The sequence below is a fragment of the Kitasatospora sp. NPDC089509 genome, assembly GCF_044749365.1.
Classification (GTDB): domain Bacteria; phylum Actinomycetota; class Actinomycetes; order Streptomycetales; family Streptomycetaceae; genus Kitasatospora.
In genome coordinates, this window is sequence record NZ_JBIVHS010000002.1 from 204,319 (window position 1) to 229,910 (window position 25,592).

At 74.6% G+C, this 25,592-nt stretch carries 23 protein-coding genes; 9 read left to right on the forward strand and 14 right to left on the reverse strand.

The window, feature by feature from the left end:
* Positions 1-9 precede the first annotated feature (9 nt).
* The 3 genes from ACIP4P_RS04485 to ACIP4P_RS04495 all read right to left on the reverse strand — a co-directional run bounded on the left by ACIP4P_RS04485 (position 10) and on the right by ACIP4P_RS04495 (position 3,292).
* Complete coding sequence (locus ACIP4P_RS04485; protein ID WP_400914682.1) at positions 10-1,743, reverse strand: ABC transporter permease; 1,734 nt, start codon at positions 1,741-1,743, stop codon at positions 10-12.
* 197 nt (positions 1,744-1,940) lie between these two features.
* Complete coding sequence (locus ACIP4P_RS04490) at positions 1,941-2,948, reverse strand: DUF1648 domain-containing protein (RefSeq protein ID WP_400914683.1); 1,008 nt, start codon at positions 2,946-2,948, stop codon at positions 1,941-1,943.
* On the reverse strand, positions 2,945-3,292 hold the full coding sequence (locus tag ACIP4P_RS04495; RefSeq protein ID WP_400914685.1) for a GntR family transcriptional regulator: 348 nt from the start codon (positions 3,290-3,292) through the stop codon (positions 2,945-2,947). Before ACIP4P_RS04495 ends, ACIP4P_RS04490 begins: the two co-directional genes overlap by 4 nt.
* 150 nt (positions 3,293-3,442) lie before the next feature.
* Between ACIP4P_RS04495 and ACIP4P_RS04500 the strand changes: the two genes are divergently transcribed.
* The 4 genes from ACIP4P_RS04500 to ACIP4P_RS04515 all read left to right on the forward strand — a co-directional run bounded on the left by ACIP4P_RS04500 (position 3,443) and on the right by ACIP4P_RS04515 (position 6,223).
* A complete protein-coding gene (locus ACIP4P_RS04500) occupies positions 3,443-3,736 on the forward strand; it encodes a hypothetical protein (protein ID WP_400914686.1) in 294 nt (97 codons plus the stop codon).
* 225 nt (positions 3,737-3,961) lie between these two features.
* On the forward strand, positions 3,962-4,525 hold the full coding sequence (locus ACIP4P_RS04505; RefSeq protein WP_400914688.1) for a universal stress protein: 564 nt from the start codon (positions 3,962-3,964) through the stop codon (positions 4,523-4,525).
* A 454-nt stretch (positions 4,526-4,979) separates the two neighbouring features.
* On the forward strand, positions 4,980-5,501 hold the full coding sequence (locus ACIP4P_RS04510) for a hypothetical protein (protein WP_400914690.1): 522 nt from the start codon (positions 4,980-4,982) through the stop codon (positions 5,499-5,501).
* Between the two features lie 32 nt (positions 5,502-5,533).
* Complete coding sequence (locus tag ACIP4P_RS04515; protein WP_400914692.1) at positions 5,534-6,223, forward strand: GPP34 family phosphoprotein; 690 nt, start codon at positions 5,534-5,536, stop codon at positions 6,221-6,223.
* Positions 6,224-6,284: 61 nt separating this feature from the next.
* On the opposite strand, the gene ACIP4P_RS04520 is transcribed toward ACIP4P_RS04515, so the two are convergent.
* On the reverse strand, positions 6,285-7,043 hold the full coding sequence (locus ACIP4P_RS04520; RefSeq protein WP_400914693.1) for an SDR family oxidoreductase: 759 nt from the start codon (positions 7,041-7,043) through the stop codon (positions 6,285-6,287).
* Between the two features lie 172 nt (positions 7,044-7,215).
* Here ACIP4P_RS04520 and ACIP4P_RS04525 point away from each other — a divergent pair, with 172 nt between their 5' ends.
* Positions 7,216-8,130 (forward strand): helix-turn-helix domain-containing protein, encoded by a 915-nt coding sequence (locus ACIP4P_RS04525; protein WP_400914694.1) that lies wholly within the window; start codon positions 7,216-7,218, stop codon positions 8,128-8,130.
* A gap of 155 nt (positions 8,131-8,285) precedes the next feature.
* The gene (locus tag ACIP4P_RS04530) at positions 8,286-9,308 is read left to right on the forward strand and encodes a hypothetical protein (RefSeq protein ID WP_400914696.1); all 1,023 of its coding nucleotides are present in this window, start codon (positions 8,286-8,288) and stop codon (positions 9,306-9,308) included.
* Positions 9,309-9,355: 47 nt separating this feature from the next.
* On the opposite strand, the gene ACIP4P_RS04535 is transcribed toward ACIP4P_RS04530, so the two are convergent.
* The 4 genes from ACIP4P_RS04535 to ACIP4P_RS04550 form a co-directional block, all read right to left on the reverse strand.
* On the reverse strand, positions 9,356-9,772 hold the full coding sequence (locus tag ACIP4P_RS04535; protein ID WP_400914698.1) for a DUF3592 domain-containing protein: 417 nt from the start codon (positions 9,770-9,772) through the stop codon (positions 9,356-9,358).
* A gap of 123 nt (positions 9,773-9,895) precedes the next feature.
* Positions 9,896-11,128, reverse strand: a complete 1,233-nt coding sequence (locus tag ACIP4P_RS04540; protein WP_400914700.1) for an NAD(P)/FAD-dependent oxidoreductase — start codon at positions 11,126-11,128, stop codon at positions 9,896-9,898.
* Positions 11,129-11,313: 185 nt separating this feature from the next.
* Positions 11,314-11,745 (reverse strand): nuclear transport factor 2 family protein, encoded by a 432-nt coding sequence (locus ACIP4P_RS04545; protein ID WP_400914702.1) that lies wholly within the window; start codon positions 11,743-11,745, stop codon positions 11,314-11,316.
* A 7-nt stretch (positions 11,746-11,752) separates the two neighbouring features.
* Positions 11,753-12,556, reverse strand: coding sequence for an MBL fold metallo-hydrolase (locus ACIP4P_RS04550; protein ID WP_400914703.1), 804 nt, complete (start codon positions 12,554-12,556; stop codon positions 11,753-11,755).
* Positions 12,557-12,870: 314 nt separating this feature from the next.
* On the opposite strand from ACIP4P_RS04550, the gene ACIP4P_RS04555 reads away from it, so the two are divergent.
* Positions 12,871-16,335, forward strand: a complete 3,465-nt coding sequence (locus ACIP4P_RS04555; protein ID WP_400914705.1) for a SpaA isopeptide-forming pilin-related protein — start codon at positions 12,871-12,873, stop codon at positions 16,333-16,335.
* A 93-nt stretch (positions 16,336-16,428) separates the two neighbouring features.
* Here ACIP4P_RS04555 and ACIP4P_RS04560 read toward each other — a convergent pair whose 3' ends face one another.
* Positions 16,429-17,010, reverse strand: coding sequence for a hypothetical protein (locus ACIP4P_RS04560; RefSeq protein WP_400914707.1), 582 nt, complete (start codon positions 17,008-17,010; stop codon positions 16,429-16,431).
* A 19-nt stretch (positions 17,011-17,029) separates the two neighbouring features.
* On the reverse strand, positions 17,030-18,334 hold the full coding sequence (locus ACIP4P_RS04565; protein WP_400914708.1) for an MFS transporter: 1,305 nt from the start codon (positions 18,332-18,334) through the stop codon (positions 17,030-17,032).
* Positions 18,335-18,435: 101 nt separating this feature from the next.
* On the opposite strand from ACIP4P_RS04565, the gene ACIP4P_RS04570 reads away from it, so the two are divergent.
* Positions 18,436-19,530 (forward strand): DUF5937 family protein, encoded by a 1,095-nt coding sequence (locus tag ACIP4P_RS04570; RefSeq protein ID WP_400914710.1) that lies wholly within the window; start codon positions 18,436-18,438, stop codon positions 19,528-19,530.
* 65 nt (positions 19,531-19,595) lie between these two features.
* Entirely contained in the window at positions 19,596-20,462 is an 867-nt protein-coding gene (locus ACIP4P_RS04575) for a PhzF family phenazine biosynthesis protein (RefSeq protein ID WP_400914713.1), read from the forward strand.
* 42 nt (positions 20,463-20,504) lie between these two features.
* Here the strand turns inward: ACIP4P_RS04575 and ACIP4P_RS04580 are convergent, their stop codons facing one another.
* From ACIP4P_RS04580 to ACIP4P_RS04595, 4 genes are all read right to left on the reverse strand, one after another.
* Positions 20,505-21,734 (reverse strand): PLP-dependent aminotransferase family protein, encoded by a 1,230-nt coding sequence (locus tag ACIP4P_RS04580; RefSeq protein WP_400915346.1) that lies wholly within the window; start codon positions 21,732-21,734, stop codon positions 20,505-20,507.
* 80 nt (positions 21,735-21,814) lie between these two features.
* On the reverse strand, positions 21,815-22,945 hold the full coding sequence (locus ACIP4P_RS04585; protein ID WP_400914715.1) for an alpha-hydroxy acid oxidase: 1,131 nt from the start codon (positions 22,943-22,945) through the stop codon (positions 21,815-21,817).
* Positions 22,942-24,096, reverse strand: coding sequence for a 4-hydroxyphenylpyruvate dioxygenase (gene hppD, locus ACIP4P_RS04590; RefSeq protein WP_400914717.1), 1,155 nt, complete (start codon positions 24,094-24,096; stop codon positions 22,942-22,944). Before hppD ends, ACIP4P_RS04585 begins: the two co-directional genes overlap by 4 nt.
* Before the next feature lie 128 nt (positions 24,097-24,224).
* Positions 24,225-25,562 (reverse strand): MFS transporter, encoded by a 1,338-nt coding sequence (locus ACIP4P_RS04595; protein WP_400914719.1) that lies wholly within the window; start codon positions 25,560-25,562, stop codon positions 24,225-24,227.
* Positions 25,563-25,592 lie beyond the last annotated feature (30 nt).

Sequence of the window (25,592 nt, forward strand, 5' to 3'; positions counted from 1 at the left end):
GACTGGAGGTCAGAGGGCGTAGCGGGTCTCGGCGAGCCGGTAGAGGCGGCGCCAGAGGAGCCGGTTGAGCGCGACCACGTAGACGCTCATCACGCTCACCCCGACCAGGATCCTCGGGAAGTCGCCGGTGCCGGTGGCGTCGGCGATGTAGGCGCCGAGCCCGGTGGCGGTGAGGTGGTGCGAGCCGTAGTCGACGACTTCGGCGACGATCGAGGCGTTCCAGGCGCCGCCGGCCGCGGTGATCCCGCCGGTGACGTAGTACGGGAAGATCGCCGGGAGGATGAACGCCCGCCAGCGCAGCCGCCCCCGGACCTGGAAGCCGGTCATCGCCTCGCGCAGGTCGCTGGGGATCGCGGAGGCGCCGGCGATCACGTTGAACAGGATGTACCACTGCGCGCCGAGCGCCATCAGCAGCACCGAGCCGATGTTCAGCGAGATCCCGAGGGCGACGAAGGCGGCGGTGGCGAAGGGGAACAGGAAGTTCGCCGGGAAGCTGGCCAGCACCTGCACCACCGGCTGGGCGAACCGGGTGACCTTGGGGTTCATCCCGATCCACACCCCGATCGGCACCCAGACCAGGGTGGCCAGCACCAGCAGCACCAGTACCCGCCCGAAGGTGGCCGCGCCGACCGCGAAGGCGTGGCCGAACTCGCCGAGGCCGACCGTGGTGTGCAGGTAGTCGAAGGCCCGCCAGGCGCCGTAGACCACCACGACGGCGACCGCCCCGGCGAAGAACACGTCCCCGGTGCGCTCCCGGGTGGCCGGGCGGGACAGCGGGTGCTCGGCCAGGCCGAAGACCCGGGTGGCCCGGTCCAGCGCCATCCCGAGCGGCCGGAACGGGCGGCCGGCCAGCTCCGGCAGGCTGGAGCGGCGCAGCAGGTCGAGGACGACGCTGCGCGGCCGGTCGGCGGCCTCCGACTCCTCCACCCGGAACCGCTCGGACCAGGCCGTCATCGGCCGCCAGAACAGCACGTTGACGCCGATCACCATGATGATCATCACGCCGATCGCGATGCCGACCTGGTCCAGGTTGCCGTTGGCGATCGCGGTGGCCGCGTAGGAGCCGATGCCGGGCAGCGCGTAGTGGTGGTTGAGCACGCTGATCGACTCGGAGGCGGCGAGGAAGAACCAGGCCCCGCCGAAGCTCATCATCCCGTTCCAGACCAGCGGGATCATGCCGCTGGGCACGTCCAGCCGCCAGAACCGCTGCCACTTGGTCAGCCGCATCACCCGGGCCGCCTCGTCGAGTTCGACCGGCTGGCTGACCAGCGAGTAGTAGAACGCGAAGGTCATGTTCCAGGCCATCGAGGTGAAGATGGCGAAGATCGACGCGCACTCCAGACCGAGGGTGGAGCCGGGGAAGAGGTTGATGAAGGCGGTGACGGTGATCGACAGGAAGCCCAGGATCGGCACCGACTGGAGGATGTCCAGGATCGGCAGCAGCACCTTCTCGGCCCGCCGCAGCCGGGCCGCGGCGGTCGAGTAGACGAAGGTGAACAGCACCGAGGCGATCAGGGCGACGAACATCCGCAGCAGCGAACGGACCGCGTAGAACGGCAGGTTCGACGGGTCGGTGGAGACGGTGGCGGGGGCCTGGTCGGGCAGGAAGGGCGCGTCCAGCGAGGGGGCCAGCCGCAGCAGCCCGTACAGTCCGGCGATCAGGGCGGCGGCGACCAGCAGGTCCACCCAGCGCAGCTCGGGGCGGCGCCACACGCCGCGCGAGGGGAAACCGCCGCCGGCCACCCGCACCACCGTCCGTCCGCTGTCCGCCGCTGCCCGCTGCCGTCCGGCGCTGCTCGGCGACCGGGTCCGGGCACCGGCCCGGCCGCGCACCAGCCTCGCCGCAGACGGCCGGGCCCGCCACCGGAGGGCTGCTCACGGGTGGCGGGCCCCAAGGGTCCGGGCGGGGTGCGGCGTCACGGAGCCGCGTGCGGACGGGCTCAGTGCGCCGCGGTGTCGGCGGTGCGGGCGATCAGCGAGTTGAGCAGGGCGGCGCCGCGCTCGGCGTCGTCGACGCTGACCGTGAACTCCGTACCGCGCCTGGTGCGGACCACCAGGCACTCGCCCCGGCGCAGGAACACGGTGGTGCCCCGGCCGTTGATCCGGTAGCCCCAGCCGCCGGCCTGGCGGCCGCTCAGTTGCTCGACCCGGGCCGAGACCAGCTCGGTGGGGGCGAGGTGCCGGACGGGTCGGCCGAACGGGCCGAAGCCGACGTGCAGGCCGGTGTCGGTCACCCGGACCCGCACCGAAGAGCAGAGCAGCAGGACGACGGCGGCCAGGCCGTAGAGGACGACCGACGCCCAGTCGACGGAGTCGGTGCGCCCGCCCGCGGCGAGCAGCAGCCCGGCGGCGGAGAACAGCCCGAGGACGGCGGCGCCCAGCTGCATCCAGTGGTTGGCGGCCTGGGAGAGCCAGACCACCCGCTCGCCCGGCGCCGGGGCCGGCAGCTGCACCCCGGGCCGGGGGGTCTCGGTGGCGGCCGGTCGGGTCGCCAGCCAGGTCAGCACGCCCGCCACTCCGGCGGCGAGGATGATCAGGACCACCTCGACGCCCATCGGCGCGGCGTCCTGCCAGCGGGCCCGGTCCAGGTTGGCGCGCACGATGGAGGCCTGCGCCCCGGTCAGCAGCACCCCGGTGCCGGCCAGCACCGGGCCGGTGAAGCCGCGGGTCCGACCGGGCCGGAACCGGAGGCCGAGGGCGAGACCGGCCGCGACCAGCAGCCAGACGCCGGCCGGGAACAGCGCCGCCGCCGTCAGCGGCATCGAGCCGTCCGGCCGGCTGCCGCTCCAGTGGGTCGCCACCTGCTCCGGCAGCCGGTCGCGCGCGGTCAGCGGCAGGGCGACCAGCAGGGCCGCCACCCCGACGACCCAGACCGCCGTCGCCCACCGGACTCCCCGGCGCACCGGCCGGTCTGAGACGGGTTCTCCGGCGGTTTCCTCGTCCTTCACGACATCCCCCTGATCAGATCCACGAGATCGTTCCTGCTGTAGCCGGCCTGGGCCGCGTCGGCGACCAACTGCCGTACCCGGTCGACCAGTTCGGCGCGAGTGTCGGCGTCGGTGGCGACCGTGATGCCACGGCCCCGGCGGAACTCCAGCACCCCTTCGTCGCGCAGGGCGCGCAGCCCGCGCAGGACGGTGTTGGTGTTCACGCCGAGGGCCCGGGAGAGCTCCCGGGCGGGCGGCAGCTTGTCGCCGGGGGCGCACTCGCCCTCCGCGACGGCCCGTCGGATCGCGCCCGCGACCTGCTCGTGCAGGGGGCGGGAGTCGCCAAGGTCCAGCTTCAGCAACATGGTGCTAGTGACGATAGCACCATTCGATCGTGGTGCCAGGGGCTGGCATCGCTGTCGGCGCGGGCATTCGGCCCAGCTCATCGCCCCCTCCGGAGCTAATCCCCGCCCGCTCCTGGCGCGGCGTCAGCGCCGAACAGTTATTCATATGGCATGAAGATCAACCTTTGTGCCGCTCTCGGCGTCCCGCTGATGGTCGCCGCCGCCCTGACCCTGAGCGCCGGCCCGGCCGCCGCCGCCACCGGAGACCTGGCCATCAACGGCGCGACCCAGACCGACCCCGCCGGCTGCTACGCCCTGGACGACTCCGCCAGCATCATCGACAACCTCACCGACCGGGCGGCGGAGATCCACTCCGGCGCGGACTGCACCGACGACGTCCTCGACGTCATCCAGGCCGGCGACGACAGCCGAGTCACCGAGGCGCAGAGCCTCTACATCCCCTGACCCGGCCGGAACGCCGGCCCGCCCCCGGTGGGCGTCTCCCACCCACCCATCCGGACCAGCTGCTCGCCCGTCGGCTGAGCCGGACGGGTGAGGGCGGGCCGCCGTGTAAGGAGTGCGTACGGAACGCCGCGCGGGGCGTCAGGAAGGCGTCAACAAGGCCGGGGGAGCGGTCCGCCGGGGATTGGGTGGAGCTCGACGGAAGACCGAACCACACGAGGACGGACCATGCACGGCAACGGGCGGCACCAGGACGGCACGGCACCCAGGGTGGTGGTCGGAGTCAGCGGGTCGCTGGGGAGCCTGGCGGCGCTGCACCGCGGCGTGGCCGAGGCCCGGGACCGCGGCGCCGAGCTCTGGCCGGTGCTCGCCTGGGAGCCCCCGGGTGGCGAGCACGGCTACCGGCGTTCGCCCTGCCCGCCGTTGCTCGCGGCCGCCCGGGACGCCGCCGAACGGCGTCTGGACGAGGCCCTGGAAGCGGCCTTCGGCGCGGACGGGCCGGGCGTGACCATGCAGCCGGTGGTGATCCGCGGCGACACCGGGCCCGCCCTGGTGCAGGTCGCCGACCGGCCGGACGACCTGCTGGTGCTCGGCCGCAGCGGCGGCCTGCTGCACCGTCGGCTGCGGCGTTCGGTGACGGCGCACTGCGCCCGCGCGGCCGGCTGCCCGGTGCTCACCGTCCCGGTGCCCGCCCTGCTGCACGACCTGCACGACCTGGAGGCGCTGCACCGCCGCGCGCGCTGGCACCTGCCGGTCCTGCCCGCCGCCGAGCTGCTCGCGGCGAAGGGCTGATCCCGACGAGCCGTCGACGCGGTCCGGGCCGTCCGCCCGCACCGCCCATGAACGGTCCGCTCCGGTGTGGAGCGGACCGCACCGAACCCCGCACGGACCCGGCCGGTACACCGGGGCCCGCGGTGACCGGTGGAAGACAGGTGAAGGGGCGCGCGGTCGTGTGCGCCGGTTCGGACAACGGGACTGTTCGTGGGGAGCGGTCCCGCCGCGTCCGCGCCGCGCGCCCCGGCCGGCGCCCCTGCCCGGTCGGGCGCGGCGTGGAGTCGGTCCTCGGCGGGGAGTTCGGCCGGGACACCGGCCGGTCGCGGGCGAGGTCGTCCGGACCCGGGCTCCGGCTGGTCGCCCGCCGTTCCTGACGCGTTCTTGACGCGCGGAGAAAACTAAAGAACAGGAAAAGTGCGAGTATTGTTCGCGTAAAGCCCGAAGCCTAAAGCCGCATCCGTGGGAGGGGCCGATGGAGACGACCGAGCAGGAGCACGAGCAGGAGCAGGGCGCGCGGCCGGACGCCGCCGTGGCGAAGGGCCTGGACCCGCTGCTGCACCCCACCCGGGAGGCGCTGCTCGCCCGCGGTGCGCGCCGGGCCCCGCGCTGGAAGCGGCTGCTGCAGCCGGGAGCGGCCGGGAGCCCGGCGTGGATCCGGTCGGAGGCGGACGCCCAGGCCGAGCGGCTCGGTCGTCGGACGCCCGGCACCGAGCACGTCCTGCTGGCCCTGCTGGCCGTCCGCGAAGTGGCGCTCCAGGAGCCGGAGTTGGCGCCGGAGGGGGTGGGCGGCGAACTGCTCGACGGCCTGGCTCTCGGGTACGCCCGGGTGTTCGCCGCGCTGGAGGCCGCGACGGTGACGCTGCCCGCCGACCCGCGCTCGGTCGAGGCCTACCTGACGGCCGCGGCGGCGGACGGGGGCACCGAGCCGCTGCTCCGGGCGTTGTTGGGGGAGGAGACCCGGGCCCGTCGCCTGGTCGAGGCGCTGAGTCGGTGAGCGCCGGGTCGATGGAGGAGGAAGGAGTCCCGATGCCCGTGACCCTCGCCGAGGAGCTGGTGCTGCTCTCCCTGGACGACGAGTCCGGTGCGCCGAAGGAGGGGACGAACACCGCCTGGGCGGCGGCGGGCGGCCTGCTGGCCGAACTCGTGCTGGCCGGGCGGGTCGAGGTGGCCGACGGCCGGCTCACGGTGACCGACCGCACCCCGATCGGGGACCCGTTGCTGGACGGCCGGTTGGAACGCCTCGCCGAGTGGGCCGGCAAGCGGCGCCCCGGCCGGGCCAAGGCCGCCGACTGGCTGGCCAAGGACCGGTCCACGGTGGTCCGGGACGCCGAACAGCGGCTCTGCGAGCGCGGCCTGGTGCGGGAGGAGCGGCACCGGGTCCTCGGGCTCTTCCCGGTCCGGCTCTACCCGGAGGCGGACGGCAGCGTGGAGCGGGCCCTGCGGGGCCGACTGGCCGCGGTCGTCCTGGACGGCGCCGATCCGGACCAGCGCACCGCCGTGCTGATCGCCCTGCTGCACTCCGCCCGGCTGCACCGGCTTGCCTTCCCCGCCCTGCCGCGCCAGCAGGGCAAGCAGGTCCGGGCGCGCTGCGCCGAGATCGCCGAGGGCGACTGGGCGGGCGAGTCGGTCCGCGAGGCGATCAGGAACATGCAGGCCACCATGGTCGCGGTGATCACCGCGGCGACCGCGGCGAGCACCGTCGCGGCGACCGGGTGAGGGCTCCGGGGCCCGGGCCCGGGCCGGGTCGTCCGCCCGGGCCCGGGCCCCGGAGAGCCGGTCAGCGGGTGGTGTAGCCGCCGTTGGCGAACAGCGTCTGTCCGGTGATCCACCCGCCCTCGGTGGCCAGGAAGGTCACGATCGGCGCGATGTCCTCGATCCGGGTCAGCCGGCCGCCCATCGCCTGGGACTTGTGGAAGGCGACCCGCTCCGGGGTCTCCTGGCCGTAGAAGAACGGGGTGTCCATCGGGCCCGGGGCGACGTTGTTGACCGAGATCCCGCGCCCGGCGAACTCCTTGGCCGCGGCCCGGGTGTAGTGCTCGACCGGGGCCTTGGCGCCGGCGTAGGTCGAGTAGCCGTCGGTGAAGGCGGCCAGCAGCGAGGTCAGCACGGTGATCACCCGGCCGCCGTCGGCGAGCTGCTTGCCCGCCTCGCGGATGAAGAAGTACGCGGCCTTGGCGTTCACCGCGTGCATCAGGTCGTACTCGGCCTCGGTGGTCTCGGTGATCGGCTTGCGCAGCACCATGCCGGCCGTGTTCACCGCGACGTCGATCCGGCCGAAGGTCTCCTTCGCGGTGGCGAAGACGCGCTCCACCTCGGCGACCACGGTCAGGTCGCCCTGGACGGCCACGGCCTCGCCGCCGGCCTCCTTGACCGCCGCCACGGTGGCCTCGGCGTCGGGCGCGGTCGCGTCCGAGTGGTAGTGCACGACGACCTTGGCGCCGTCCGCGCCCGCCGAGCGGCTGATCAGCCCGCCGAGGTTCTTCGCGCCCGCGCCGACCAGGACGACCTTGCCCGCCAGGGAGTGGTTGTTGCTCATGATCTACGGCTCCTTGCCGGAAGAGTGGAAGTGTTCGCCCGACCACTGTCCGGGGCGGGGGCCCTCCGGGGCTTGAACAATCCGACGGGCGCTGGAACGAACCGCTCACGATCCGCGGGCCGGGGCTCCGGGCGTTCGTCGTTCCGCACCCGGACGGACCACAATCGGCGGTATGGGAACAACCCCCGCACGCCCCGCATCCGCCCGCGACGCCGGCACCGGCGCCACCTCCGCGATCAAGCCGCGCCTGGTCCGGCTCTCCGGCAGCGGTGCCGACCTGGACGAGGGAGTGGTCGAGCGCGGCCTGGAGCGGGCCGGCGGCAGCGGCGAGGCGGCGGACGGCCCCACCCGGCACGTGGTGGTCGTCCACACCGGCCGCTCCGCCGACCTCAGCTGGAGCGCCGACGGGCGCCCCCGCCGGGAGCGGTTCCACCGCGGCCAGGCCCTGGTCAACCCGGCCGGCTGGGCCTCCCGCCCGCGCTGGGAGCAGGACGCCGAGCTGATGCTGGTCGCCCTCGAACCGGCCTGGCTGGAGAAGCTCGCCATCGAGGGCGACCGGCCCGGCCCGCTGGAGCTCGCCCCGCTCTACCACCTCACCGACCCGTTCCTGGGCATGCTGGTCGAGCGACTGGTCGCCGAGTACGAGGGCCCCGGGCCCGCCGACCCGCTCTACGCCCAGTCGATGCTCCAGGCCCTGGCCGCGCATCTGATCCGCACCGCCGCCACCGGCGGCCCCGGGCTGCCCGAGCGGGAGGGCGGGCTCACCCCGAAGCGGCTGAACCGGGTCGTCGACCACATGAACGGCTACCTGGACGGACGGCTGTCGCTGACCGAGCTGGCCGCCGTCGCGGGCGTCAGCCCCTCCCACTTCACCCGGGCGTTCCGTGCCTCCACCGGGCAGTCCCCGCACCAGTACCTGGTCCGGCTGCGGCTGGAGCGCGCCCGCCGCGTGCTGCTGACCACCGACACCCCGATCGCCGCCGTCGCCCAGCTGTGCGGCTTCGCCGACCAGAGCCACCTCACCCGCACCATGCGGGTGCACACCGGCCTCACCCCGGCGGGGCTGCGGGCCGGGCGAGAGCGTTAGGGCGTGTCCGGCCGAAGCGGCGGCCCGTCCGGGAGCGCCGGGGGACGGCCGGGCGAGCGGGCGCTGCGCCGGGGAGGCCGGAATCCGCCGGATGATTCCGGTCGTACGGTGGACTGTTGACGAATCCTCAGGAGCCGCTGGCTACGCTGGGGACCATGGAACCCACCGCGATCCCCCACGGGCCGACCGGCCCCGGCACCTCGGCGGCCAGGCTCCACCGCTCGGCCCGGGACGCCGACGAGGGCGAGTTCCTGCGCGCGGTCGTCCGGGCCGGATACCCGCGGCGGCTGGAGGCGTGGGCGGACGGTTACGTCCCCGGCACCGATCCCGCACACGTGCGGGCCGAAGCCGAGTTCCTCACCGCCGAGCTCGCCACCTTCGGGATCCGCCACGACCGGGCCTACGTCGAGATCATGGCCGCCTACCGGCAGTTGATGATCCCGGTCGAGGACCCCGAGCTGGGGCTCGCCCTCACCCGGGACTGCCTGGTCCCGCTGATCGTCGACGACGCCTGCGGCCGGAGCGAGGTCGACGCGCACCGGGCGCTGGGCGCCGTGATGCTGCGCGGTGCGGTCCACCCGCGGCACAGCCGGGCCGCCCTGGACAGCGTCCTGCACCCGCCGTCGGTCTACACCGAGCACTCCTTCAACGCGCTGGCCCGGTTCTGTTCACCCGAACTCCTCAGCCTGCACAAGGAGTTCTACTACCAGTCGTTCATCGGGGTGGTCCTGGAGTCGGGCTTCAGCACCGATGTCTCGGACGGCATCGACACCGAGTACACCCGGCAGCGCTCCGGCTTCTGCGAGTTCTACGCGACCGTGGCGGCGGTGGCGTACGACTGCCTCGACTTCGTCCCCAACCTCCGCTACTGGGGCGCCACGCTGCGGTTCTGGGTCGACTACCTGAACCTGGTCAACGACCTGATGTCCTGCTACAAGGAGGTGCTGAACGGCGAGTTCACCTCCAACAGCATCCACCGGCGGGCCGTCCAGGGCGGCCTGAGCCGACTGGACGCCTACGCGTACACCTTCGACCGGGCCGAGACCGCCCACCGCCGGATCCTGGCCGCCGCGGACGCCCGGCAGCGCCCGCACGTGCTGCGCTACCTCCAGGGGTACGTCCACTGGCACGCCACCTCCGAGCGCTACCGCTGGGCCGAGTTCACGGCGTCGGCGTAGCGTCATCGCCGATCGCTGATCTCGGAGTGCTGATCTCGGGGCGAGGATCAGAGCACGGTGGCACCGAGGGTGATCGCGACCAGCAGCATCAGCAGCCCCAGCGCCGCGAAGGCGTACTCCAGCAGGCGGCGCTCCCGGCCCTCGACCACGACCTGCCGGGGGTCGGCCGGGTCGTAGCGGACCGGGACGTACCCGCCGTCGGGCAGCGGATGGCGGGTGGTCGACGGCACCGGGGAGAACACCTCGACCACCCGGCCGTCCTCGGTCTCGAACTGCAGCAGCGGGCGCGGCGGCAGTGCCCGGTCCTCCGGCGCGGGGACGCGGGCCCGCACCAGGGCCTGCACCGGCACCCCGACCCGGCGCATCCGCCGGAGGTCGCGCAGCCCGACCACTCCGGCGAGGTAGGCGACCACGCCGCCCAGCGCACCGAACACCACCACGGCGAACCCGGCCGTCCCGCCCACCGCGCGCCTCCCAGCCCGACCGAACCCGACAAGCCCGGGAATCCCCCGAGATCCCAGTATCCCGCACCGGCCCGGCGGTGTGCGCTGCGGTCCGGGGCGGGCCGACCGGCTGGCCGGCGCGCCTCAGACCCGGTCGAGCGGGACCTTCGGGTCGGCCAGCGCCGCGACGTCCACCTCCCGCCCCGAGCGGACCAGTTCGCGGATCGGGTCGACGACGTCCCAGACGTTGACGTTCATCCCGGCGAGCACCCGGCCGCCGGAGAGCCAGAAGGCGATGAACTCGCGGCCGGCCACGTCGCCGCGGAACACCACCCGGTCGTAGCCGCCGGGTTCGACGTAGCCGACGTACTCCAGCCCGGCGTCGTACTGGTCCGAGAAGAAGTACGGGACCCGGTCGTAGACGGCGTCCGGCTGTCCGAGCATGGCGCGGGCGGCGGTCTGCGGCTGGTTGAGGGCGTTGGCCCAGTGCTCGACCCGGATGTGCCGGTCGAGCAGCGGGTGGAAGGCGCTGGCGACGTCGCCGGCCGCGTACACGTCCGGGTCGGAGGTGCGCAGGTGCTGGTCGGTCCGGACGCCGTTGTCGACGTCCAGTCCGGCGGCCTCGGCCAGGGCCGTGGCGGGGGAGATGCCGATGCCGACCACCACCGCGTCGGCCGGCACCTCGCTGCCGTCGCCGAGCCGCACCCCGGTCACCGTGCCGTCGGTGCCGGTCAGTTCGGTGACCCGCACGCCGAGGCGCAGGTCGACGCCGTGGGCGCGGTGCAGGTCGGCGAAGACCTGGGCGACCTCCGGGCCGAGCACCCGCAGCAGCGGCAGCTCCAGCGACTCCAGCACCGTCACCTCGGCGCCCGCCGTCCGGGCCGCGGCCGCCACCTCCAGGCCGATCCAGCCCGCGCCGACCACCGCGATCCGGGCGCCCGGGCGCAGCGCGGCCTTGATCCGTTCGCTGTCCTCGACCCGGCGCAGGTAGTGCACGCCGTCCTGGTCCGCGCCCGGCACCGGCAGTCGGCGCGGCACCGAGCCGGTGGTCAACAGCAGTTTGTGGTAGGCCACTTCGCCGTCGTCGGCGAGCGTGACGGTGTGCCGGGCGGGGTCGATCGCGGTCACCGCGGTGCCCAGCCGCAGTGTGACGTCGTTCTCCGCGTACCACTGCGGCGGGTGGACGTAGATCTTCTCCCGGGCCTCCTTGCCGAGCAGGTAGCCCTTGGACAGCGGGGGCCGCTCGTACGGGAGTTCGTGCTCCTCGCCGATCAGGACGATGCCGCCCCGGTACCCGGCCCCGCGCAGGGCCTCGGCCGCCTTGGCGCCGCCCAGGGAGGCCCCGACGATCACGATCGGCCGCTCACTGCCTGACATGCCCAACTCCTCGCGCTCCGTGGAAGACCAGGGGTCAGCCTGCCGTCGTCGGGGTGGGGTGTCGAGACCGCGCCGGGCGCGCCGCACCGTGCTCGCCCGTTCGAGTGAACGGTGGTGCGGGCGGTGCGGGCGGTGCGGGCGGTGCGGGCGGTGCGGCGCGGACGGCGTGCTGCGGGCGGTGCGGTTCAGCCGGTCATCGCGTCCCGGACCAGCGCGGTGTCGGTGAACTGCTCGAAGCGGACGATCCGGCCGCCGCGCACCGTGAAGTGGTGGGCGACCCGGACCGCGAGCGGCTTCCCGGTGGCCTTGTGGACGGCCGTGTAGCGGGCCAGCACCACCACGTTCTCGCCGTCCACCACGTAGCGGTCGTCGTGCGCCGTCCAGTGGTCCCACTCCTCGACCAGGCGCTCCATGACGTTGGCGGTGACGCCCTTCGGGGTGCGGTAGGTGCCGGCCAGCGGGAAGCCGGCCATCTCGGTCCACTCGACGTCCTCGGCGAGGGTGGCGCGCAGCGCGGCCAGGTCGCCCCGGGCGGAGGCCAGGTACTGGCGGCGGACCACGTCGGCGGGGGCGCCGGACTCGGCGAACGCGGCGACGTCGTGGGGGATCTCGATCATCGGCCGCTCACCCCCACACCAGCTCGCCCATGGCGACCTTGGTGCCGATGTCCACCGCGATCCGCAGCCCCAGCTCCGGGAAGCGCCGCTCCAGCGCCTCCCGGGCGGCGTCCGCGTTCGCGGCCCGGCCCAGCTCCGTCTCGAAGGCGCGCAGGTAGGCGCGGGTGTGGTCGATCGCGTTCAGGTCGGTGGGGGCACCGGCGATCCGGTGGCCGGCCGCCACCCAGGTCGGGTGGAGCGCCTCCATGCCGTCCAACAGGTCGATCCAGGCGGCGCGTTGGGCAGCGGTGGGGGTGTCGGCGGTCCACACGTGCAGGCCCTCGAAGAGCAGCACCCCGCCGAGCAGCGCGCGGTGGTGGTGCTGCCACAGGTACTGCCGGTCGGGGAGGTGGAAGTCGGCGCCGCGCAGCTCGAACCGGTGGCCCTCGAAGACGATCTCGTCCCCGTGCAGCGGCTCGGGCCGGACCAGTCGGGTGGGCAGCTCGGAGCCGAGGTGCGCCCAGGCGCGCAGCTTGGCCTCGTAGGTCTCCTGGATGTGCGCGACGGTCGAGGCGGTGGCCAGGAAGCGGGCCTCGGGGAAGGCTTCCTGGACCTCCTGGGCGCCGAAGTAGAAGTCCGGGTCGCCGTGGCTGACGAAGACCGTGGTCAGCCGCTTGCCGGTGGCGCGCACCCGCTCGACCAGGCGGCGCCCGTCGGAGCGGGTGAACCCGGCGTCCACCAGCAGGGCGTCGTGCGGTCCGGTGACCAGGACGGCGGTCTTGTTCAGCGAGCTGTCGGGGGCGTCGATGATCTCGAAGTCGAGAGCGCTCATGCTGCGGAGTCCTTCCTCGGGGCCGGGCACGCCTCGTCGCCAGCATCCGTGCTGGGCCGGGCGGCCGCATCCGGAGCGCGGGCGGCCGGGCCGGGAGCGCCCGCTCGCCGGGCCGGGGCGTCGCGGGTGCCGCCGATCGGGTGCAGTCCGGGCTGTGCCCGGAGGACACCGCGTGCGCGTCGCTGATGCTCCGGGCGCCGCCCCAGAAGACTTCCAGGGCCCCATCGTGTTCACGTCATGAAAGGACCGCGGTGAAACCCGCACCAAGACCGACGGCAGCAGCCGTCCCCTGGAGACGCAGACTGGGCAGGGCGATGAGTTCCGCCCTCGCCCTGACGCTCGTCCCCTTCGCCATGTCATTCGTCGCCGCGACGCCGGCCGCGGCCGCCGGGCTACCGGGCGGGCTCGGGCCCTGCCTGGGCGCGGACTGCCCGGCGACCTTCCCCCCGGTCAACAACAGCGCCTTCACCGGCCGCGACGCCGGGGTGAACATCTTCGTCGGCGGCGACTTCAACGTCGGCGGCTCGGCCGCCGAGGCCGAGGGACACGTGGTCACCCTCGGCAACTTCTCGCAGAACAAGGCCGCCGGCGTCAGCTCCGTCTACAACATCGGCATCGTCGGCGTCGGCTCGCGCGTCCCCCCGCCGGACGGCGCGGACTTCCTCACCGCCGGGGGCAACGTCACGATCGCCTCCGGCCAGCGGCTGCTGGCGGAAGGCGGCGTCGTCCGCTACGCGGGCACGGCCTCCGGCACCATCACCGGCACCCAGACCCAGGACGCCCAGGCGGTGGCCGCCTACGTGCCGCTGCGCGGGCAGCTGCAGACGGCCAGTGAGTGCTACGCCGGGGTCGGCACGCCCCGCCCGCCCACCGGGACCGCCGTCAACCAGGGCTACCAGACCCTGTTCACCGGCGACGGCAGCTCCGCGCTCCAGGTCTTCAACGTCGACTTCGACATCGCCGGCAACGGCGGCGGCGCCCAGGGCGTGGCCTTCGCCAACATCCCCGCGAACGCCACCGTGCTGGTCAACATGGTCGGCGGCGCCCGCACCATCAACACCTACAGCGGCAGCCTCGACGACAGCGACCCGTGGAACCAGCTGCGCCCCCGGCTGCTGTGGAACTTCCCGACCGCGGCGACCGTCACCCTGACCGGCTCCGGGCAGTTCCAGGGCAGCGTGCTGGTCGGCAACCCGGCCAGCACCAGCACGATGAACCTGCCCGGCCTGAACGGACGGTTCTTCACCACCGGTTCGCTGCTGCACAACTCCGGTGGCGGCATGACCGGCACCGAGTTCCACGCCTACCCCTTCAACGGTGACCTGCCCGACTGCGGCAACCCGCCGGCCCCGACCGCCGCGACCAGCGTGACCAAGGTCGACTCCGCGACCGGTCAGCCGCTGGCGGGCGCGGTGTTCCAGCTGTGGCGGGAGACCAACGGCGTCCCCGGCCTGCAGACCACGGGCACCACCCCGGACACCAAGGTCGGTGCCCCCTGCACCACCGGCGCGGACGGCCTCTGCTCGGTGGGCGACCTGCCGCTGGGCACCTACTACTGGCAGGAGACCACCGCCCCGCCGGGCTACGACCTGCCGGCCCAGCCGGTCACCACGGTGGTGCTGGACACCAACGGGCAGACCGTCCCGGTCACCGTCGCCGACACCAAGAGCCCGGTGGTGGAGACCGCGTCGACCTCGGTGAAGAAGATCGACTCGGCCACCTCGGCGCCGCTGGCGGGCGCGGTGTTCCAGCTGTGGCACGAGACCAACGGCGTGCCCGGGCTGCAGACCACCGGGGCCAACCCGGACACCGCCGTCGGCGCCCCCTGCACCACGCCCGCCTCGGGCGTCTGCACCGCGACCGACCTGCCACTGGGCACCTACTACTGGCAGGAGACCGCGGCGCCCGCCGGGTACGACCTGCCGGCGCTCAACGTGACCGAGGTGGTGCTGGACACCAACGGGCAGACCGTCGCGGTGACCGTCGCCGACACCAGGACGGCGGCCCCGACCGCCTCCACCACCGTCACCAAGGTGGACTCCGCGACCGGTCAGCCGTTGGCGGGCGCGGTGTTCCAGCTGTGGCGGGAGACCAACGGGGTCCCCGGCCTGCAGACCACCGGGGCCAACCCGGACACCGCCGTCGGTTCGCCCTGCACCACCGGCGCGGACGGGGTCTGCTCGGCGCAGGGCCTGCCGCTGGGCACGTACTACTGGCAGGAGGTCTCGGCGCCCAACGGCTACGAGCTGCCGGACCTGAACGTGACCACCGTGGTGCTGGACACCAACGGGCAGACCGTCCCGGTGACCGTCCAGGACACCCAGACCGTCGCGCCGACCGGCTCCACCTCGGTGACCAAGGTCGACTCCGTCACCTCGGCGCCGTTGGCGGGCGCGGTGTTCCAGCTGTGGCGGGAGACCAACGGCGTACCCGGGCTGCAGACCACCGGGACGAACCCGGACACGGCGGTCGGGTCGCCCTGCACCACGCCGGCCTCGGGCGTCTGCTCGGCCGACGGCCTGCCGCTGGGGACGTACTACTGGCAGGAGACCGCCGCCCCGGCGGGCTACGACCTGCCGGCCCAGCCGGTCACGACGGTGGTGCTGGACACCAACGGGCAGAACGTGCCGGTCACCGTGCAGGACACCAAGTCGGTGGCGCCGACCGGCTCCACCTCGGTGACCAAGGTGGACTCGGCCACCGGTCAGCCGTTGGCGGGTGCGGTGTTCCAGCTGTGGCACGAGACCAACGGGGTGCCGGGGCTGCAGACCACCGGTGCCAACCCCGACACGGCCGTCGGTGCGCCCTGCACCACCGCCGACACCGGGGTCTGCTCGGCGGACAACCTGCCGCTGGGGACGTACTACTGGCAGGAGACGGCGGCCCCGCCCGGCTACGACCTGCCGGCGCAGCCGGTGACGACGGTGGTCATCGACGCCAACGGGCAGAACGTGCCGGTCACCGTGCAGGACACCAAGTCGGTGGCGCCGACCGGCTCCACCTCGGTGACCAAGGTCGACGCGGACACGGGCCAGCCGCTGGCGGGTGCGGTGTTCCAGTTGTGGCACGAGACCAACGGGGTGCCGGGGCTGCAGACCACCGGTGCCAACCCCGACACGGCGGTCGGGTCGCCCTGCACCACGGGCGCGGACGGGGTCTGCTCGGCGCAGGGCCTGCCGCTGGGGACGTACTACTGGCAGGAGACCGCCGCCCCGGCGGGCTACGACCTGCCGGCCCAGCCGGTGACGACCGTGGTGCTGGACACCAACGGGCAGACCGTCCCGGTGACGGTCAAGGACAAGAAGACGGCCGCCCGGACCGGTTCGACCTCGGTGACGAAGGTCGACGCGGAGACGGGCCAGCCGTTGGCGGGCGCGGTGTTCCAGCTGTGGCGGGAGACCAACGGCGTGCCCGGGCTGCAGACCACGGGTGCCAACCCGGACACGATGGTCGGCCCGATCTGCGTCACCGACGTGTCGGGCGTCTGCTCGGCGGACAACCTGCCGCTGGGCACCTACTACTGGCAGGAGGTCTTCGCGCCGCCCGGCTACGAGCTGCCGGAGAACGCGGTGAGCACCGTCGAGCTGACCCCGGACTGCCCGTGCGTGGAGATCACGGTCCAGGACAGCAAGTGCCCGCCGGTGCCCTGTCCGCCGGAGCCGTGCCCGCCGGAGCCGTGCGAGCCGCCCGGCCACCAGTGGGGCACCCAGCCCGACGACAGCGCCGACCGGGGCGCCAGCCCCTCGGCGGCCACCGGTCAGCACGGGGCTCGGGTCTGACCGACCGTCCCCGGGCCTGAGCGCTGAACCGATGACGTGGCCGGAGGCGCCGACAACGGCGCCTCCGGCCACCGTCGTCGACCGGCCCGGTGGTCAACTCCCGGGCCGGGAGCGGGTCCAGAGGGTGAGGTCGCTGCTGGTGGCCACCGCGAGGGTGCGGCCGGAGGGGGAGAACCCGGCGGCGCGGAAGGTGGACCAGGAGGCGTGGAGGACGTGCCACCAGGTCTCCCCGTGCCGGCCACCGCGGGCGGGCTCGGCGCCGCCGATGAGCAGCACCCGGTGGTGCGGCCACTCGGGGCTCGCGACGTCGGTCCGCCAGCCGTCGTCCGTCCCGGTGTGCAGGCCGCCGCCCCACAGCCCGGCCACCGGGATCAGGACGTCGGCGACCGGGCCGATGCCGGGGCAGCGGAGGTCCGGGCCGTCCGGGTCCTGCTCGGGGTCGTACTCGCGCTCCAGCTTCTCGCCGGTCACCGCGTCGAACAGGCCGTGCCCGCTGCTGGAGACGGTCAACACCAGGTCGTGGCCGGTGTCGGGGTGGACGGCGAAGCCGATGCCGAGCAGTCCGCCGACCGGGACGGTCCCCCGGCCGACCTCCCGCCACGGCTCCGGCGCGGGAACCACCTCGGCGGCCAGGACGCGGTCGCGGAGCTCCTGCTGGTACGGGGTCAGGGCCATGCGGATGATCATCCCATCGTCACCCGTGCGGCTGCTCCACCGGTCCCAGCCGCAGCACCGCCGCCGCGCCGATCGCCGTGGCCGCCGCGAGCACGCCCCACAGCGTTCCCGGCCCCACGGCCAGCAGGGCCGTCAGCGCCGCCGGTGCGGCCGCCCGGCCCACGCCCGTCGACAGCTCCCAGCGGGCCACCGCCCGGCCGAGCAGGTGCGGCGGGGCGGAGGCCGCCACCAGGGCCGGACCGGAGCCGGTGTAGAGGATCTCGCCCAGCGTGTACAGCACGGCCACCGCCGCCACGCCCACCGCCCCCGGGGTGCCGCCCAGCGACCCGGCGGCCCAGAAGCCCAGGTAGGAGACGCTCAGCACGACGCCGGCACTCGCCAGCACCGCGCGCCGGGAGCGGTTCGCCAGCCGCAGTACCAGCGCCAGCTGGAGCGCGATCACCAGCACCGTGTTGCCCACGAACACGCCCGAGGACCAGGCCGGCGAGGCGTGCAGCCGGAGCACCAGCAGCGCGGGCAGCGCCACCTCCAGCACGTCGAAGCAGAACGCGTACGGCAGATTGGCCAGGCTCAGCAGGGTGATCCGGCGCAGCGGCTCCCCGGTCGGCCCGGCGGCCCGGGCCTGCTCGACCACCCGCTGCGGCGCCCGCACCCGCCGCGACGCCACCAGCGCGGCGGCGACCAGGCAGGTCACCGCCGTCACCCCGGCCAGCGCCCGGATCACCTGCGGCCCGCTGGCCACCGCCACCGTCGCCAGCAGCGCACCCGCGCCCATGCCCGCGTTGCGCAGCGACCGCCCGGCGGCCAGCGCGGCGTCCCGCAGCCGGCCCGCGGTCAGCGTGCTCACCACGGCGGTGTGGGTGGTCGGCCAGGACTGGCTGCCGGTGCCGAACAGCACGGCGGCCGCGGCGAACAGCGGCAGGCCGTCGGCCGCGAGCAGGGTGAACGCGCCCGCCGCCCGCAGCACCAGGGTGACGGCGGCGGGCAGGGTGCGGGCCCCGCGGTCGATCCAGCGGCCGGTCAGCGGCACCACCAGCAGGCCGGCCACCATGCCGGCCGACAGGGCCAGGCCGACCGCCCCGGCGCGCAGGTGCAGCACCCCGATGCCGTACAGCAGCAGGAACGGGCGCAGCAGGCCGCCGCCCACCGCGTCGACGACGAGGGCCGTCGCGTACCGGGGGCCGCCGGCCGCGGTGAGCAGGCCCAGCAGGGCGGCGGGGCCGGTGCGGGCGGCGGTGCGATTGTCGGCGCGGTTGTCGGAAGCAGCGGTGCGGGCGGGGTCGGCGGTGCGGGCGGGGTCGGACTTCTCCCGGATCAGGCTCATGGCCGGTACCGTCCGCCCGGGCGGGGACGGGTGTCCCGTGGATTGACGATCGGCGTCAATCCACGGCGGAGCCGGTGGCAGGGGGTGGCAGGATCGCAGCCGTGAGCGTGACCATCGACATCACCGGACTGCCCGAGGAGCGCGTGCTCTTCACCCCCTCCCCGCTCGCCGAGCTGAACGCCATGCTGCACGTGCTCGCCGAGCCCGCGCACCACCCGGCGCTGCACGGCTGGGCGGCCGGCACCACCACCCGCATCCCGCCCGAGCTGGCGGAGCGGCTGTCCGAGGCCGACTTCCTCTGGCGCTCCTCGCGGGCCGACTTCCTGGCGCCCGGCCTGCCCGGGGGCACCCTCGCCGAGGAGCTCGACGCCATCGACCGGATCGACGACGAGCTGTACGTCCGCGGGGCCCTGATCACCACCTGCGGCTCCGCCCGGTTCTCCCGCCGGCTGGGCTCCCCGCTCACCGACCCCGCCGCGAACGAGCGGGCCCGCGACCTCGCGACGGCCCGCGGCCCCCGGCAGGCCGCCTTCGCGGACCGGCTGCTCGCCGACCCGCCCGCCGTCCGGGCCCTGGTCCGGCGGATGCTGGAGGACTGCCACGCCGTGTTCTTCGCCGACGCCTGGCAGCGCGTCCTGCCGGACCTCGCGGCGGACGCCCGCCGCAAGGCCGACCTGCACGCCCGGCACGGGCTGGCCGAGGCGATCGCCGCGGTCTCCCCGGCCGTCGCCCTGGAGGAGGACGGCGGCCGGCGGCGGATCGTCATCGACAAGCTGCAGGACAGCACCACCAGCGGGACGGACGGCGGGGGCGTCACCTTCATCCCGACCGTCTTCGGCCGCCCGCACCTGCTGGTGGTGCACGCCCGGGGCTGGCGGCCGGTGCTGCAGTACCCCGTCGCCGAGGCCGGGCCGGCCGAGCCCGTCTCGCTCGCCCTGGTGCAGCAGCGGCTGGAGGCGCTGGCCCACCCGATCCGGCTGCGGCTGGCCCGCACCATCGCCCGCGGCCCGCACACCACCGGCGAACTGGCCGCCGCCTGGCAGCTGAGCGCTCCCGAGGTGTCCCGCCACCTGGCCGTGCTGCGCAAGGCCGGGCTGCTGATCACCGAGCGGCGCGGGCGGTACATGCTCTACCAGCTGGACCTGTCCGGCAGTGCCCGGCTGGGCTCGGACTTCCTGGAGGCGGTGCTGCGCTGACCCGGCGCGCCGCGAACGGCGGGGCCACCGGGAACAGTGATCGCCGGGAACACGTTCGTCCGGTCATGACCGACGACGCTCCTGAGACCACCGCCCCCGAGATCCTCCGCTACGCCGCCTTCGCGATCCGCCCCGAGGGCGGCAACCCGGCGGGCGTGGTGCTCGACGCCACCGGGCTGACCGAGCAGCGGATGCTCGCGATCGCCGCGGAGGTCGGGTACTCCGAGACCGCCTTCCTGGCCCCCGGGAGTGCCCAGGGCGCCTACCGCGTGCGGTACTTCAGCCCGCTCACCGAGGTGCCGTTCTGCGGGCACGCGACCGTGGCCTCGGCCGTCGCGCTGGCCGACCGGATAGGCCCAGGGCGGTACGTGTTCGAAACGGCCGCCGGGGACGTCCCGGTCGAGGTCGAGCGGGGCGCCGACGGCCTGCGCGCGACGCTCACCAGCGTCGAGCCCAAGGTCGAGGAGGTGTCGGCGGCGGACGTCGCGGAGGCGCTCGCGCTGCTCGGCTGGACGGACGGGGACCTGGACCCGGCCCTGCCGCCGCGGATCGCCTACGCCGGTGCCCGGCACCTGGTGCTGGCCGCGGGCACCCGTTCCCGACTGGCCCGGCTGGACTACGACTTCGACGGCCTGGCCGCCTTCACCCGCGCCCGCGACCTGGTCACCCTGCAACTGGTCTGGCGGGAGGCCCCCGAGGTCTTCCACGTCCGCGACCCGTTCCCGGTCGGCGGCGTGGTCGAGGACCCGGCCACCGGCGCGGCCGCGGCCGCCTTCGGTGCGTACCTGCGCGAGCTGGGCGAGGCGACGGCCCCGGCCGTGCTGACGCTGCACCAGGGCGAGGACCTCGGCCGCCCGGGCGTGCTGCGGGTGGAGCTGAGCGCGGCGGACACCCGGGTGCGGGTCTCCGGCACGGCGGTGGCGATCGTCTGACGGAAGGGGGCTCCGGCGTGGCCGGAGCCCCCCGCAACGGCTTCAGGACCGGTCGGCGATCAGGGCGGCCAGGGCGTCCAGCCCCCGGTCCACGGTCGCCGGGTCGACCTGGCTGACCGAGAGCCGCAGTTGACGCTCCCCGCCCGCGCCCGGGTGGAAGTGGCACATCGGCGTCCAGATCACCCCGTACCGCGAGGCCGAGAGCTCCAGCAGCGCGTCGTCCACCACGCACGGCACCGTGAGCACCAGGAAGAACCCGCCGCGCGGCTCGTTCCAGCTCACCCCGCCGCCGGGCGGGAAGCGCCGGGCCAGGCCGTCCAGCACCAGCGCGAGGTTGCGCCGGTAGAGCGCGGCCACCTCGGAGTTGGCGGCCCGCAGGCGGAAGCCGTGCTCCAGCAGCGCCCCGCCGATCACCGCCTGGGCGATCGGGGAGGTGTTCACCGTGGTCATGCTCTTGATCATGCCGAGCAGGTCGGCCAGCAGCACGGTGCCGCCCGCGCCGTCCGCGACCAGCTGGTCCGCCACCACGTACCCGACCCGGGCGCCGGGCAGGGCGGTCTTGGCGAAGGAGCCGAGGTGGACCACCCGGCGCACGGTGTCCAGCGCCTTGAGCGAGGGCAGCCGCTGCTCGCCCGCGAACACGCCGTACGGGTTGTCCTCCAGGATCAGGAAGTCCTCCTCGGCGGCCACCGCCAGCAGGTCCCGGCGCAGTTCCAGCGGCAGGCTGGCACCGCTCGGGTTGGCCACGTCCGGCACCAGGTAGAGGGCGCGCGGCCGCAGCCCCTCGGCCCGGGCGGCGGCCAGCTGCCGGCGCAGGTCGGCGAGGTCCAGCCCGTCCGGGCCGTCGGCCACCGGGCGCACCGGCAGGTCCGCCAGCAGGGCGGCGCCGGTCAGCCCGACGTAGGTGGGCGAGACGGCCAGCAGCACGTCCTCGGGGCCGCGGCGCAGCGCCCGGAGGGTCAGGAACATCGCCTCCTGGCAGCCGACCGTCACCACGATCGACTCGGCGGGCACCTCGATGCCCTCGTCCACCGCGAGGTACTCGGCGATCAGCTCGTGGATGATCCCCTTGGTCCGCCCGTACTGGAGCAGTTGGCGCCGGGCCGCCTCCTCGGACAGCCCGCGCTCGGCGCGCAGGTGTCCGACGTAGCGGTCCAGGTGGCGGTGGACGGCCGCCAGCTCGAAGAACTGCTCGGCCGGGCGGCCGGCCGCGAAGGAGACCGCCCGCGGGTAACGGATGGAGATCTCGTTGAGCAGGTTCATCGAGGTCATCGCCGGGTCGGCGAGCGAGGGGTGCAGGTCGGTGAGGTGCAGGTCGGTCAGGTGGAGGTCGTGCGGCGGGGCGGTGGCGGTCACGGGGCACTCCAGGCGGGGCAGGGCAGCGGGGTGGTGCGCAGTTCGGCGGCGGCGGCCGGGTCGGCGCAGCCGGCCAGGCCGAGGGCGTGCCGCAGTTCGGCGGCCAGCAGCTCCAGCACCCGGGTGCAGCCCGGTTCGCCGTCCGCCGCCAGGCCCCAGATCAGCGGGCGGCCCAGCAGCACCCCGGAGGCGCCGAGGGCCAGTGCGGTGAGCACGTCGGAGCCGCCGCGCACCCCGCTGTCCAGCAGCACCTGGCAGTCCCGCCCGGCGAGCGCCTCGGCGACGGCCGGCAGGGCGGTCAACGAGGGGACGGCCCGGTCGAGTTGGCGGCCGCCGTGGTTGGAGACCACCACGCCGGCGGCGCCCAGCCCGGCGGCCCGCAGCGCGTCCGCCGGGTCGAGCACGCCCTTGACCACCAGCGGCAGTTCGGTGTGCTCGCGCAGCCAGGCGAGGTCCGCCCAGGTGACGGCGGGGGAGAGCAGCTCGGCGGTGTGCGCGGCCACCGCCGACTCCTCGGCGGTGGCCCGGTGCGCCCGCCCGGCGGCGCCGCCGTCCAGCAGCGCCGCCCGGACGTGCCCGGGCAGCGCGAAGGCGTTGCGGGCGTCGCGCAGTCGGCGCCCCATGTACGGCACGTCGGCGGTGACCACCAGGCACTCGCTGCCGGCCGCCTCGGCCGCCGCGACCAGGTCCAGCAGCCGGCCCCGGTCGCGCAGCCAGTACAGCTGGAACCAGAGCGTCGCCCCGGTCGCCGCCAGTTCCTCGAAGCCGACGCTGCTGAGCGTGCCGACGGTGAACGGCACCCCCGCGGCGGCGGCCGCCCGGGCCGAGGCGAGCTCGCCCTCGGGGTGGAACAGCCGGTGGTAGGCGATCGGCGCCACCGCGACCGGCAGGGCCGCCCGGCTGCGCACCAGGGTGGTGGCGGTGGTGCGGCCGGAGACGTCCGTGAGCACCCGGGGCACCACGGCCGTCCGGTCGAAGGCCGCCCGGTTGGCGGCCAGGGTGCGTTCCTGCTCGGCGCCGCCGGCCAGCCAGTCCCAGACCTCGGGGGCCAGTGCCGCCCGGGCCGGTTCGGCGTACTCGGCGACGGAGACCGGGAGGTGACGATCCGTCAGGGTCGGCGTGCTCATCTGGCCACTTCGCTGGCGTTGCGCTGGAGTTCGACGGCCTCGTAGAGGGCGCGGATGTTGTTGCTGCCGAAGTTGCGGGCCCGGATGCGCTCGATCACCTCGAAGAAGAAGGTGCCGCGCGGGTGCCGGGAGCGGGTGAAGATCTGGAACAGCTGGCCGTCGTGGTCCTGGTCGACCAGCAGGTTGAGGTCGCGCAGTTCGTCCAGGGAGTGCCGCAGCGGGGTGAGTCGGGCGGGCAGCGCGTCGAAGTAGGCGCCCGGGGTGCGCAGGAACGGCACGCCGCGGGCGGCCATGGTGGAGACGGAGTGGACGGCGTCCTCGGAGGAGAAGGCGACGTGCTGCACCCCGGCGCCGTCGTGGTCGGCCAGGAAGGAGGCGATCTGGCCGCCGGCGTCCGGGGTGAGCGGCTCGATCAGGGTGAGGGTGACGCTGTGGTCGGGGCTCTGCACGACCATCGAGTCCATGCCGAGCGCGCCGACCTCGATCCGCTCCTCGAAGACCATCCGGAAGCCGAAGACCTCGCAGTAGTGCCGAACGGTGTCGCGCAGGTCGCCGGAGGGGACGCAGACCGCGAAGTGGTCCACGGTGCGCAGGCCCACCGACTCCGCGCCGGTCGGCTCGGCGGCGTCGGGCAGGCCGGGGATCCGGTCGGCGGGGACGTCCGGGCCCCGCTCGATCAGGGTGTGCACCACGTCGCCGAAGGCGCCCACCACGGCGGTGACGCAGCCGTCCGCGGCCTGCGGCGGGCGCAGTCCGGCGGCGCCCCGTCCGGTCAGCGTCCGGTAGGCGGCGGTGGCGTCCGGCACCCGCAGGGCCAGCGAGGCCACGCCGTCGTCGTGCCGGGCCAGGTAGCCGGCGGCGGGGTGGCCGGCGGCCAGCGGCTGGGTGAGCAGCAGCCGGACGGCGGCCTGGCCGAGCAGGGCCGAGGCGCAGCGCTCGGCGCTCTCGCCGCGCTCGGTGGGCGGGACGAGCAGCTCGAAGCCGTACTCCTCGGTCAGCCGGGCGATCTCGGCGGCGAGGTCGGCCACGTAGAACTCGACGTGGTCCAGGGTGAGTTCGAGGGGGGTGGTGGGGTCGGTCCGGGGCTGCGACTGGGTCTGGGTCTCGGTCTGGGTCTCGGTGTGGGTCTCGGGAGAGGAACGGTCGGGCATCTGAGGGGCTCTCTCGTGAGGAGTGCGCGGAGGCCCGCCCCGGCGGCGGTGCGGTGCGGCAGGGCCGCCGCCGGGGCGGGCCGGTGACGTGGAGCGTGGGGCGTGTGGGGCGGGCGGGGACGGGTCGGTCAGGTGGACTGGAGGCGCGGGGCTTCCGGGGCGAGTTCCGCGGCCGAGGCCTCGGCGCCCGCCGGGTCCGCGGTCGGCTCCGCCGCGGTGAGTTCCTCGACGGCCGGCTCGGCGGACGCGGCCGCCTCCGCGGCCTCGTCCTCCTCCTCGTCGTCCTCGATGGGGGTGTCGGGCTTGCCGAGCAGGAAGAGGGCCGAGAGGACGGCGCCGATCACCATGGCGGCCAGCACCGTCCGGAAGTCCAGCGCGGCCACCAGTCCGGCACCGACGCCGATGGCGATCGCCTGCGGCGCGGTGAGCGAGAGGTTGACGGCCGCCTGGGTGCGGCCCATCAGCTGGGGCGGGGTGAGCGCCTGGGCGGCGGTGGCCAGGCCGACCACACCGGCCGGCATGCCGGCCCCGGCGATCACCAGGCCCGCCGACACCACCCAGACCGAGGGCACCAGCAGCAGGGCGGCGCCCAGTCCGAACACGGCCGAGCCGAGCATGACGGTCCTGCGCGGGCCGATCCGGCCGATCAGCACCCCGCCCAGCACCGAGCCGCCCAGTGCCCCGACCGCCTCCACCGTCTCCAGTACGCCGAGGAACTGCGGAGAGCGGTGCAGCCCGTGCTGGATGAGCGAGAACAGCACCGGCTGCAGGAAGCTCAGCACGGTCGCGGTGAGGGTGGTGGCGATCAGCAGCGGCAGCAGCGAGGCCGTGGTGCGCAGGTGCTGGAAGCCCGCCAGCACCTCGGTGCGCCAGTGCCGGCCGGAGGGCTCCGGCTTGGGCTCGGGCACCCGCAGCGCCAGGAAGGCGAGCGCCGCCGCGACCAGGATGCCGATGTCGACCAGGGCGACGGCCCGGCCGCCGAGCCACCCGTACAGGCCGGAACCGATCAGCGGGGCGACGAGCGTGGTGCCCGCGCGCATGGTCTGGGTGAACCCGACGGCCGCGCCGAAGTCCTGACGCTCCGTCAGGATGCTGCGCAGCATGGCGCTCTGGGCCGGGGCCAGGACGGCCCCGGCCAGCCCGTAGAGCACCGCCGTGACGTAGATGATCCACAGGTGGCCGCGGCCGTCGACCAGCAGCAGCGGTGAAACCGCCAGCGCCAGCACCAGGTTGACCGCGACCAGCAGCGGCCGTCGGCGGACCCGGTCGGCGACCAGGCCGCCGAGCGGCAGCAGCAGCATCGGGACGGCGTAGCAGAACATCACCAGACCGGCCGCCGAACTGCTCCCCGTCAGCACCTTGGCCCAGATGCCGAGGGCGATGAAGAGGGCGCTGTCCCCGAGGACGGACAGCGTCTGTCCCGCGATGTAGAGCCGGAACTCCGGCCGCGCCAGAAGTGGGTGCATGTCCTGTCCTTCAGTTGCTGCGGTGTGGTG

Excerpts from the sequence above, each read along its gene's own strand:
- ACIP4P_RS04575 (WP_400914713.1), top strand. The coding sequence starts at position 19,596 with ATGACCGACGACGCTCCTGAGACCACCGCCCCCGAGATCCTCCGCTAC.
- ACIP4P_RS04495 (WP_400914685.1), bottom strand. The coding sequence starts at position 3,292 with ATGTTGCTGAAGCTGGACCTTGGCGACTCCCGCCCCCTGCACGAGCAG.
- ACIP4P_RS04585 (WP_400914715.1), bottom strand. The coding sequence starts at position 22,945 with ATGAGCACGCCGACCCTGACGGATCGTCACCTCCCGGTCTCCGTCGCC.
- ACIP4P_RS04555 (WP_400914705.1), top strand. The coding sequence starts at position 12,871 with ATGAGTTCCGCCCTCGCCCTGACGCTCGTCCCCTTCGCCATGTCATTC.
- ACIP4P_RS04500 (WP_400914686.1), top strand. The coding sequence starts at position 3,443 with ATGAAGATCAACCTTTGTGCCGCTCTCGGCGTCCCGCTGATGGTCGCC.
- ACIP4P_RS04515 (WP_400914692.1), top strand. The coding sequence starts at position 5,534 with ATGCCCGTGACCCTCGCCGAGGAGCTGGTGCTGCTCTCCCTGGACGAC.
- ACIP4P_RS04545 (WP_400914702.1), bottom strand. The coding sequence starts at position 11,745 with ATGATCGAGATCCCCCACGACGTCGCCGCGTTCGCCGAGTCCGGCGCC.
- ACIP4P_RS04510 (WP_400914690.1), top strand. The coding sequence starts at position 4,980 with ATGGAGACGACCGAGCAGGAGCACGAGCAGGAGCAGGGCGCGCGGCCG.
- ACIP4P_RS04540 (WP_400914700.1), bottom strand. The coding sequence starts at position 11,128 with ATGTCAGGCAGTGAGCGGCCGATCGTGATCGTCGGGGCCTCCCTGGGC.
- ACIP4P_RS04505 (WP_400914688.1), top strand. The coding sequence starts at position 3,962 with ATGCACGGCAACGGGCGGCACCAGGACGGCACGGCACCCAGGGTGGTG.
- ACIP4P_RS04520 (WP_400914693.1), bottom strand. The coding sequence starts at position 7,043 with ATGAGCAACAACCACTCCCTGGCGGGCAAGGTCGTCCTGGTCGGCGCG.
- ACIP4P_RS04580 (WP_400915346.1), bottom strand. The coding sequence starts at position 21,734 with ATGACCTCGATGAACCTGCTCAACGAGATCTCCATCCGTTACCCGCGG.
- ACIP4P_RS04550 (WP_400914703.1), bottom strand. The coding sequence starts at position 12,556 with ATGAGCGCTCTCGACTTCGAGATCATCGACGCCCCCGACAGCTCGCTG.
- hppD (WP_400914717.1), bottom strand. The coding sequence starts at position 24,096 with ATGCCCGACCGTTCCTCTCCCGAGACCCACACCGAGACCCAGACCGAG.
- ACIP4P_RS04565 (WP_400914708.1), bottom strand. The coding sequence starts at position 18,334 with ATGAGCCTGATCCGGGAGAAGTCCGACCCCGCCCGCACCGCCGACCCC.
- ACIP4P_RS04595 (WP_400914719.1), bottom strand. The coding sequence starts at position 25,562 with ATGCACCCACTTCTGGCGCGGCCGGAGTTCCGGCTCTACATCGCGGGA.
- ACIP4P_RS04560 (WP_400914707.1), bottom strand. The coding sequence starts at position 17,010 with ATGGCCCTGACCCCGTACCAGCAGGAGCTCCGCGACCGCGTCCTGGCC.
- ACIP4P_RS04530 (WP_400914696.1), top strand. The coding sequence starts at position 8,286 with ATGGAACCCACCGCGATCCCCCACGGGCCGACCGGCCCCGGCACCTCG.
- ACIP4P_RS04525 (WP_400914694.1), top strand. The coding sequence starts at position 7,216 with ATGGGAACAACCCCCGCACGCCCCGCATCCGCCCGCGACGCCGGCACC.